This window comes from Candidatus Babeliales bacterium (assembly GCA_035288105.1).
GTDB lineage: Bacteria > Babelota > Babeliae > Babelales > Vermiphilaceae > SOIL31.
This window is the reverse complement of the sequence record DATEAY010000067.1, coordinates 1-7,786: the sequence shown is the minus strand read 5'-3', so window position 1 is coordinate 7,786 and position 7,786 is coordinate 1. Positions and strand designations below refer to the sequence as shown.

The window sequence follows — 7,786 nt, the reverse complement described above, 5'->3', positions numbered from 1 at the left end:
CACCCTTCGATACATTTTTGCAAGCAAAAACACTCCCTACTTCGCCATCCTTCGATACATTTTTATCAGAGATAAAAACACTCAGGACGAGCGGGAAAAGAACAAGCAGAAAATCTGATAAGGGGTTCCCTGTGAAGTTTTTACGTAACAGGGGTCAAGCGAACGGAAAAAAAATAGGCAAAACAATTTAAATAGAGGGGTCCCCGTGTGTAATGAAATGAAACATGGGGTTATGTACCTATATAAAAAAGCTCATCACCCTTGCGTGCCATCTGCAACTGTTCGCGAGCAATTTTTTCTTTGTAAAAATCATCAGTCTGCCACACATGCATTTCTTGTTCTAACTGTATAACCTCATCGTTCAGTTGAGTAATATTTTTTTCCAAATCAACAACTACAACTTTTTGATTTTGTAAGGCCTTGATGCCGTTATTGCCAAAAAAGTACAAATGTCCAAAAGCTGCCATTTCAACAACCAACAACACTTTCATAAACATTTTTTTTACTCGTACCATTGTCTCCCCCTTTTTATTTTCTTTTTGATAACCAATATCCCCCTCTATTATTCAATTTTATTGACTTAAGTTACAATATTTCGCTTTTACTATAGCATAAGCCACTATTGTTGGCCCATGCACATATCCTCTTTGTATTCGCTAGTTTAACCTAGCAATAGCGTAGATTGGGTTAAAAAAAAGGAGTTGGAATGAAAAACATACATGCCATTTTTACCGCTCTTATAATTTCCCTTCTTATTCCCCTAGCAGCGCAGAACAGCACCTCACAACCTACTGCTGCAATAAGTGATGAAACCTTTGATGAAACAATATTTAACTGGTCACGCACCTTTGCGCAAGCAATGGACATCGCACATAAAAAACACTATGCCATCACCAATCCACAGGAAAACATGATCAAAGCCATTGACGGCTTTATTAATTCTCTTGATGCTCACTCAAATTTTTTAGATCCAAAAACATATCTTGAGATGCAAGAAACAACACGCGGTGAATTTTATGGTGTTGGTATTGTCATTGATAATATGAGAAAAACAAAAGATAAACATTTAACTATTGTCGACACAATTCCCGACGGTCCTGCAGATAAAGTTGGCGTTCAACCAATGGATAAAATTGTAGAAATAAATGGAGAACTCCTTGAAGGCCTCTCTACAGAAAAAATAGTTTCCATGCTTAAAGGTGAACGCCACTCAACTGTCAAAGTAAAAGTAATGCGCGAAAACAGTCCAGATTTACTTTCATTTGATATTGTGCGTGATGTAGTCAAAGAACAACATTCACTGAGCTTTCATATAAAAAGTCATAACATTTCTTATATTTCGCTCAGCATGTTTAGTGATTCTGCAGTTAAACAAATTGAAGCTTTACTCAAAAAATCACAGGAACAAAATCATAAAGGATTAATTCTTGATCTTCGTAATAATTCAGGCGGATTACTCACCGCAGCAGTTGATATTGCAGGGTTGTTTCTCAAAAAAGGTAGTCTTGTTACGCTCACAAAAGACAAAAATGCTCAAGAAATTGAACGTTATACCACAAGAAGAAATCCTATCGTAAAAAATAATTTACCTATTTTTATTCTTATCAACAACTATACTGCTTCAGCGGGAGAGATTCTTGCCGGATGCCTTACAATAAATTCTGACTTAACAAATGATTATTTAGTGTTTCTTGTTGGTACAAAAACATTTGGTAAAGGATCTGTACAAGAAGTTATTCCCATAAGTAACAACTGTGCACTCAAAATAACAACCTGCCTTTATTTTTTACCTGATAACACTACAATCCAAGGAACAGGAATAGAACCAGATTTTATGATTGAACGAACCACACCTCCCACAGAGCAAATGCAATGGTTTACTAAAAATTTTGGCCGAGAAGAAACGCTTGATAATTATATAAAAGTGACCAAAGAAGGCATTCCAATGCCTAAAGAAAAAAAAGATAAAAAAGAAGCTCCAACAAAAAAAGATGGTAGCAGACGCTACGATCGTGCAAAAGAAATGCTCCAAAATGACAATCAACTGCGCGATTGCATTTCGCTTATTAGTACATTGCACACCGCACAAACATACACACCAGCACTTGTCAAAACCAGAGCTGATGCTCTTTCATATCTTAAACAAAATCATATCAGTAGTGATAAACTCGAAATTGAGGAGGTTAAGATATAATGTTTAAAAAACGTAACTTCCCCGCGCTCATCCTGAACTTGTTGAAGGATCAAAGCGCTCGAATCATCCTAATTTTATTTTTCTTTTCAAATGCCTATGGTCTTATCATAGAAAGCGACAAACTAGAAACAGTAATTGATTATATTACACCAGGAACACTTGTTATTTTTGATATTGATAACACTCTTGCACGTCCAACAGAAGAACTCAGCAGTGATGAATGGTTTTGTTATTTAGTAAATAAAAAAATGGCTGAGGGCTACGATTACATTACCTCTGTATATTATGCACTGCCAGTTACTTACTATGCACAATTTAATGTTCCACTAGAGCCAACTGAATGTATTGTTCCTTTTCTTATAGCGCAATTAATTGCTCATAAAATTCACGTGATGGCACTTACCACACGGAGTCTTTTTGTTGCAGAAAGAACACTTGAACAATTAGAAAACATTGATGTTCATTTTTTAATTCCTGATATAAGTCAGGATGATTTGGTACTTCCCATGTCATATCCTTGTTTTTATAAACAAAGCATTTTATTTGGGGGCAACAACGATAAAGGTGAAGTTCTAAAGTACTTCTTTGAACACATGAGTTATTATCCAGAAAAAATAATATTTATTGATGATAAAATGAAATATTTGTTATCAGTGGAAAAAGCATTAGAACAATATAATATACTATTTGTAGGCATCCGTTATTCGGGCTGTGATGAACGCGTAACAAATTTTGATCCTACAAAAGCTGAGGCTCAATGGCGCATGTTGAGAACAAAAAATAAAACTAGTAATTAGTCTGACCAAAAAGGAGCCGACTGTATGAAGTTTTTTTACACTCTCGTAATCATTTCTCTAGTACCAAATGTTCTTTATGCAATGCATCACGGCTCATTAAATCATCTTGAAAAATCTCTCGTCTTAAGAGAAATTGGATTCCGTGGTTTGAATGCCATTGAAAAAGCAGTGGAAGATTCATCATCACCAAAAAATATTTCAGATCCATCTCAGCAAAGTACAACACGATCTCATTCGGAACCTAGTTTACATCCATCGCAACCAAATGTACTACGATCATCATCTGCTCACAACATATCACGAATCAAAGTACCAGTTATTCTCAGAATACACGCTACATTTTGTAAAACAGAAACAAACGCCGATCCTCTTACCGTGGCAATTTTTCACAAAATATCCTTAATAGAATCAAAAAATGGATACATTCCAACTGAAATGGAAACAATTGACGGTCACTATTGCTATACTAATCAACCAACCAATTATCTTGGTAGCTGTACTCGTTACTACTGGCAAGACGGAAAAGATAAGAATGTTGTGGACATAAAATCCGATATAACAAATAAAAAAGACTTACAGGAAATAATTAAACAGAACAAAGTACGTCTTGAAGAAGCAATAAATAGTAAACAAGTAAATTAAATTAGAGGGAAATATACTATGAAAAAAATGAATATTGTATATCTATTCACTTGTATAGTCACAATTTCTGCAAACACTGCATGCATGCTTCATCGACTACACAGACTGACCCCTAACAAACGGAGTGTTTTTTTGCTCAAAATTCGACAACCACAGAGACAGTGCAACAGTGGATATATATATTCAGGAGACGATCCTGAGATTCCAATACATAATTTAAAAAGAATTGTATCCGAGCAAGCAGCTCAGATTCAAGCATTACAAAAGAATCAAACCATTATTGCTGAACGTTGTAAAATATCTTTAAGCGATGATGAAGAACCTATTACCGACAACCCGATAACATCGTGCCTTTCGCAACAGTTCAAGCAAGGAGTTCTCAAACCAAACAAATTGTTCGCAAACGAATAATTCATTAATATTTACACACGGTTGGTAATAACAAAAAAAAGCACCAATTTTCTTCCGGTGCTTTTTTCATTAATCTATTTGCCGTGCTGTTGCATAATGTGTTTGCAAATCATTTTTTGTACACAATAATGTTGTAATGTTTTTTTATCTGGAGATGTACTTGGTATAGCAATGGTAAGTGGAACAATCATATGGTGTAAAACAGGATTTTTGAGCTCTTCATTCGCCAAACCATGAAAGGGATTATAACCAATACCATGCATAATGATATAAGTTCCTTGTTTATTAAATGCAATCGGATATTGAGAAGCATCAGCCACTTCAAAATAGCAAAAAATCATCGATACACTACAGAAACATCGGAAAATTGGGGAACTGCGAGTGGATTTGGTGGTGGAGGCTGGCAAGATCCCAATGATCCAAATAACGACAAAAACAAAACAAACAATGATGAACACCCTCATGGTATTTATAAAGATGCTCCATATCATCATAAAAATGCACGTGGCAACAAAAGCAAATGTCCTAATGACGGTCAACACTGCCTCGATTATTCGCGGCCCACAGAAGGAAAAGAAAGAATCGCTATTGAAGGCAATAATTTCGTAATTCTCAAATATACTTCACCAGGTCAATATCATGGCTACATTGTTCCATGGGAACAATTAGAAAACACTATAAAAAATATTTTGATTAAACATGGTTTTGTAAAAAAATCAGGAAAAATAATCAAACAAATCATCGAAAAATCTTTATTATGAATAATTCATATAACGTAATTTTTCTCATCAACAATCAAGCAAAAATTGTCATCCCTTTACAAGATCCAGTTGAATGGCTAGGACCCATTTATCAGGAAAATATTGTATTATTATCTAACAACCACAAAGTTTCTCTCTCTAAAAAGACAATCTATCACGACATGCTGGATTTGGTAGAACTCCTCAACCAATCCCTGAATAATAAATTACGATTAGATCAATCAATCAATCAAGATATTGGTTACTTGGTACACGAATATCACATTGATGAAACAAAAGTAACTCAATACACTTTTCCCAGCGGTGTAATCAGTTGGGTAGGATATAAATATAAATTATGGGAAGCTCATGAAGACAATTTGTGCTTAATGTCGTGGATATACAACAAACCCGATGGTTCTATCATTTTCGAAGTAACGCCCTTTTACCCTTACATGTACTGCGAACCAGAAGAAGAGCCCAACTATATTCCTTATGAAGAATGGATTAAAACATATAAACCGTATTTGATTGCAATGTTATCAAAAGAAAAAGCTTTACAGTGGCTTGAGCAAGCACAGCATATTATAAGAATTATCGAAGAAAATGAAGCGAAATGGCAAGCAGAAAAAAAATAAATATTTATAAATCAATTATATAGAAAAAGACACCAATTTTTATTTGGTGTCTTTTTCTACTATTTCTGGATATTTATCAGGCTGTGCACGGCAATAAAGTTCACCGCCACTACCTGTTGGATGCTCTGCTATAGTAACAAATGCGCGCTGATAAAAACCACCCTTTTCTTCGCGCTTTTTTGTTTGCACTGCATGCACATCTTCTGCTGAAATATTATGCAACGCGCACAATGCATCAATAACTTCCAACACATCTGCCAACTCTTCTACCAATTCATTTTTGGATGGAGCCACACAAACTTCTGCTGTTTCTTCTGTTAATTTGACACGCAATTGAAGAGCATACTCAGCATCATCAAGCTCTTTAACATGCACAATGGACCCTACTGCACGCTTTATATCTGGCATTTTATCGCGCCATAATTTATTTTGTAAAAATTTAAGCATTAATCATCCTTGTGGTAAAAAGTTGTCTTGTAAAAATTCGCGCTCTCATTTTTTTTATATTATATTGCATCATAAAATAAATGTTTATAAAAAAAGGGATATCATGAGAAAAATTATCGCCTTCAGTTTTATTGCTTGTACGCTTTCTAGCAGCACTACATTTTGTATGCTTAAACATGTTTTACGCACGCAGAAATATATAAGAGGATACCAAACAACACCTTTTTTTCAATTGCCACCAGGGAATATATTTAATACTCCTAAAAAAGATTTAACACAGGAAAAAACCGCCGCTTTTTTGGAAGACCTTTGGAATAGAAATGGAAATTTTGCACGCCTCTTGGACAAACAGGGCACTCTATTGGAAAAACAGAATGATATAGTTGTCGCGTATATGAGCGGCCATAATGAACACCTCGATGTAGATACATTAAATGTTTTGGAAAAACAATTACAAGCAACATTTCCAGAAAATTTTTTAAACAAAGGAAAAGGTCACGCCAACGAATAATATATTGTTTGTTCAATAGTTACTAATTTTACTACATAAGGTCTCACACCATGAAAAACATGCTCATTTATTTTTTTATATTCACCGGCACAACTGTATTACATTTTAATGTACAGTGTATGGAAAACAATGCCAACATAGGCCATATTGATACACTCATGCTACTGAATAAAGCTATTTCAGAAGGCAAAAGTATTCTGCAACAACGCATTCACGACCATCAGTTCGAGATTACAGATATTTATTCTGGGAATAATAAAAGACAAAAACCATTTCGTATCAAACACTATTGTTATGAAGACGATGGTTCAAAATTGTCCTATGAAGTGTTTTCTATGGAACAACAAATACGAGCAACCAAGATGTTTTTTAAAAGCAGCAATCCTCTCAACAAAATGGATTGGAATATTGACCATTGTACAACAGCTGTTACGTATTACGAGGACGGAGCTCTAAAAGTAGTTGCCCTTTTTTATAACAAAGAAGCTCTTATCACAGCAGTAAACGCATTAAAAATAAACAATTAAAAGTTATTAACGAAATAATGCTTCAATAGCTTTACGTAATTCGCTATTCCACATACCTAATTGGAACACAGCATATAGTGGATACGAACGTATTTTGTTGTATTCAGAATAGTTTTGCACAGAAAATCGAATACCGTAAGGTGATTTTTGATGAGATTCAAGAAACATTTGAATACTTTTAAGAGTGCGACCTTCACCGCTTTTTACTTCAACAGGTATAACATACCCTTCCTGTTGCACAAGATAATCAATTTCAGCATTACTGCCGCGTGCTTCTCTATGCCAATAATAAAGAACAGGCTTACTTGAAGGATCGAGACAGGTCAGCATTTCTTGTCCGACAAACGCTTCAACCAATGCCCCTTTGTTAACAAATTCAGTAAGTGGATTTATATACCAACCTGCAGTTTGTAGCCCAAGCATTGTTTGAGAAAGAGCAACATCAAGAAAAATTACTTTATAATCGAGCGGATCAATTTGCGCCCCGAGCGGAATTCCCTGCCCGGCTGAAGCATAAACCTTTTGAGCAACACCAGCAGTTACCAGAAGATCGAGCGCAGGAGCAAGTTCCCGTTTTCTAAATTCCCCTTCAATAACAGTATATTTAAATCGCTGGCCCAGTTGCAGTGGAATATGTTCAAAAAGAAGCTCAACATATTTTATTTGAAGTCGTTTGGCATATTTGCCAAAATCCTGCCGATATGCAGAAACAATGGATTTATGAAATCTTGGACATCCCAAAGTGTCCTTTGTTTTTTGCCAACATCTGACAGCTTCTGGCATTCCTCCAATGGCAAGATATTCACCAAGTATGCTCAGTAATTTAGTATGAACTATGTCACTTATTGGGTCCATGCCTGTGTGTGCAAGTAGCTCTTT

General features: G+C 35.3%; 13 protein-coding genes. 9 read left to right on the top strand and 4 right to left on the bottom strand.

Annotation, left to right across the window (positions count from 1 at the left end):
* Nucleotides 1-191, top strand: a 191-nt coding sequence (locus tag VJJ26_03675) for a hypothetical protein (protein ID HLC07262.1), incomplete at its 5' end; no start/stop codon positions are given.
* A 39-nt stretch (nt 192-230) separates the two neighbouring features.
* Here VJJ26_03675 and VJJ26_03670 read toward each other — a convergent pair.
* The gene (locus VJJ26_03670; GenBank protein HLC07261.1) at nt 231-515 is read right to left on the bottom strand and encodes a septum formation initiator family protein; all 285 of its coding nucleotides are present in this window, start codon (nt 513-515) and stop codon (nt 231-233) included.
* A gap of 191 nt (nt 516-706) precedes the next feature.
* On the opposite strand from VJJ26_03670, the gene VJJ26_03665 reads away from it, so the two are divergent.
* From VJJ26_03665 to VJJ26_03650, 4 genes are read left to right on the top strand one after another with little or no spacing between them, the layout of a single operon-like run.
* Nucleotides 707-2,194 (top strand): S41 family peptidase, encoded by a 1,488-nt coding sequence (locus tag VJJ26_03665; protein HLC07260.1) that lies wholly within the window; start codon nt 707-709, stop codon nt 2,192-2,194.
* Nucleotides 2,194-2,991, top strand: coding sequence for a DUF2608 domain-containing protein (locus tag VJJ26_03660; protein HLC07259.1), 798 nt, complete (start codon nt 2,194-2,196; stop codon nt 2,989-2,991). The genes VJJ26_03665 and VJJ26_03660 overlap by 1 nt, the downstream gene beginning before the upstream one ends.
* A 24-nt stretch (nt 2,992-3,015) precedes the next feature.
* Nucleotides 3,016-3,633, top strand: coding sequence for a hypothetical protein (locus VJJ26_03655; GenBank protein HLC07258.1), 618 nt, complete (start codon nt 3,016-3,018; stop codon nt 3,631-3,633).
* An 18-nt stretch (nt 3,634-3,651) separates the two neighbouring features.
* The gene (locus tag VJJ26_03650) at nt 3,652-4,044 is read left to right on the top strand and encodes a hypothetical protein (protein ID HLC07257.1); all 393 of its coding nucleotides are present in this window, start codon (nt 3,652-3,654) and stop codon (nt 4,042-4,044) included.
* Nucleotides 4,045-4,118: 74 nt separating this feature from the next.
* On the opposite strand, the gene VJJ26_03645 is transcribed toward VJJ26_03650, so the two are convergent.
* Nucleotides 4,119-4,307 carry a hypothetical protein gene (locus tag VJJ26_03645; protein ID HLC07256.1) on the bottom strand — a complete coding sequence of 63 codons (189 nt, stop codon included), beginning with the start codon at nt 4,305-4,307 and terminating at the stop codon, nt 4,119-4,121.
* Here VJJ26_03645 and VJJ26_03640 point away from each other — a divergent pair.
* Together VJJ26_03640 and VJJ26_03635 are read left to right on the top strand one after the other, a co-directional pair.
* Complete coding sequence (locus tag VJJ26_03640; GenBank protein ID HLC07255.1) at nt 4,302-4,805, top strand: hypothetical protein; 504 nt, start codon at nt 4,302-4,304, stop codon at nt 4,803-4,805. The two genes, VJJ26_03645 and VJJ26_03640, sit on opposite strands and share 6 nt — an antisense overlap.
* Nucleotides 4,802-5,422 (top strand): hypothetical protein, encoded by a 621-nt coding sequence (locus VJJ26_03635; GenBank protein ID HLC07254.1) that lies wholly within the window; start codon nt 4,802-4,804, stop codon nt 5,420-5,422. Before VJJ26_03640 ends, VJJ26_03635 begins: the two co-directional genes overlap by 4 nt.
* A gap of 39 nt (nt 5,423-5,461) precedes the next feature.
* Here VJJ26_03635 and VJJ26_03630 read toward each other — a convergent pair whose 3' ends face one another.
* The gene (locus tag VJJ26_03630; GenBank protein ID HLC07253.1) at nt 5,462-5,869 is read right to left on the bottom strand and encodes a nucleoside triphosphate pyrophosphohydrolase; all 408 of its coding nucleotides are present in this window, start codon (nt 5,867-5,869) and stop codon (nt 5,462-5,464) included.
* A gap of 103 nt (nt 5,870-5,972) precedes the next feature.
* On the opposite strand from VJJ26_03630, the gene VJJ26_03625 reads away from it, so the two are divergent.
* Both VJJ26_03625 and VJJ26_03620 read left to right on the top strand, forming a co-directional pair.
* Entirely contained in the window at nt 5,973-6,380 is a 408-nt protein-coding gene (locus tag VJJ26_03625; protein ID HLC07252.1) for a hypothetical protein, read from the top strand.
* Nucleotides 6,381-6,430: 50 nt separating this feature from the next.
* Entirely contained in the window at nt 6,431-6,907 is a 477-nt protein-coding gene (locus tag VJJ26_03620) for a hypothetical protein (protein ID HLC07251.1), read from the top strand.
* A 6-nt stretch (nt 6,908-6,913) separates the two neighbouring features.
* On the opposite strand, the gene VJJ26_03615 is transcribed toward VJJ26_03620, so the two are convergent.
* Nucleotides 6,914-7,786: DUF4143 domain-containing protein (locus VJJ26_03615; protein HLC07250.1), on the bottom strand; the 873-nt coding region annotated here is incomplete at its 5' end.

Coding starts and splice junctions, on each gene's coding strand:
- VJJ26_03620 (HLC07251.1), top strand. CDS start 6,431: ATGAAAAACATGCTCATTTATTTTTTTATATTCACCGGCACAACTGTA.
- VJJ26_03665 (HLC07260.1), top strand. CDS start 707: ATGAAAAACATACATGCCATTTTTACCGCTCTTATAATTTCCCTTCTT.
- VJJ26_03670 (HLC07261.1), bottom strand. CDS start 515: ATGGTACGAGTAAAAAAAATGTTTATGAAAGTGTTGTTGGTTGTTGAA.
- VJJ26_03630 (HLC07253.1), bottom strand. CDS start 5,869: ATGCTTAAATTTTTACAAAATAAATTATGGCGCGATAAAATGCCAGAT.
- VJJ26_03625 (HLC07252.1), top strand. CDS start 5,973: ATGAGAAAAATTATCGCCTTCAGTTTTATTGCTTGTACGCTTTCTAGC.
- VJJ26_03640 (HLC07255.1), top strand. CDS start 4,302: ATGCATAATGATATAAGTTCCTTGTTTATTAAATGCAATCGGATATTG.
- VJJ26_03660 (HLC07259.1), top strand. CDS start 2,194: ATGTTTAAAAAACGTAACTTCCCCGCGCTCATCCTGAACTTGTTGAAG.
- VJJ26_03650 (HLC07257.1), top strand. CDS start 3,652: ATGAAAAAAATGAATATTGTATATCTATTCACTTGTATAGTCACAATT.
- VJJ26_03645 (HLC07256.1), bottom strand. CDS start 4,307: ATGCATGGTATTGGTTATAATCCCTTTCATGGTTTGGCGAATGAAGAG.
- VJJ26_03635 (HLC07254.1), top strand. CDS start 4,802: ATGAATAATTCATATAACGTAATTTTTCTCATCAACAATCAAGCAAAA.
- VJJ26_03655 (HLC07258.1), top strand. CDS start 3,016: ATGAAGTTTTTTTACACTCTCGTAATCATTTCTCTAGTACCAAATGTT.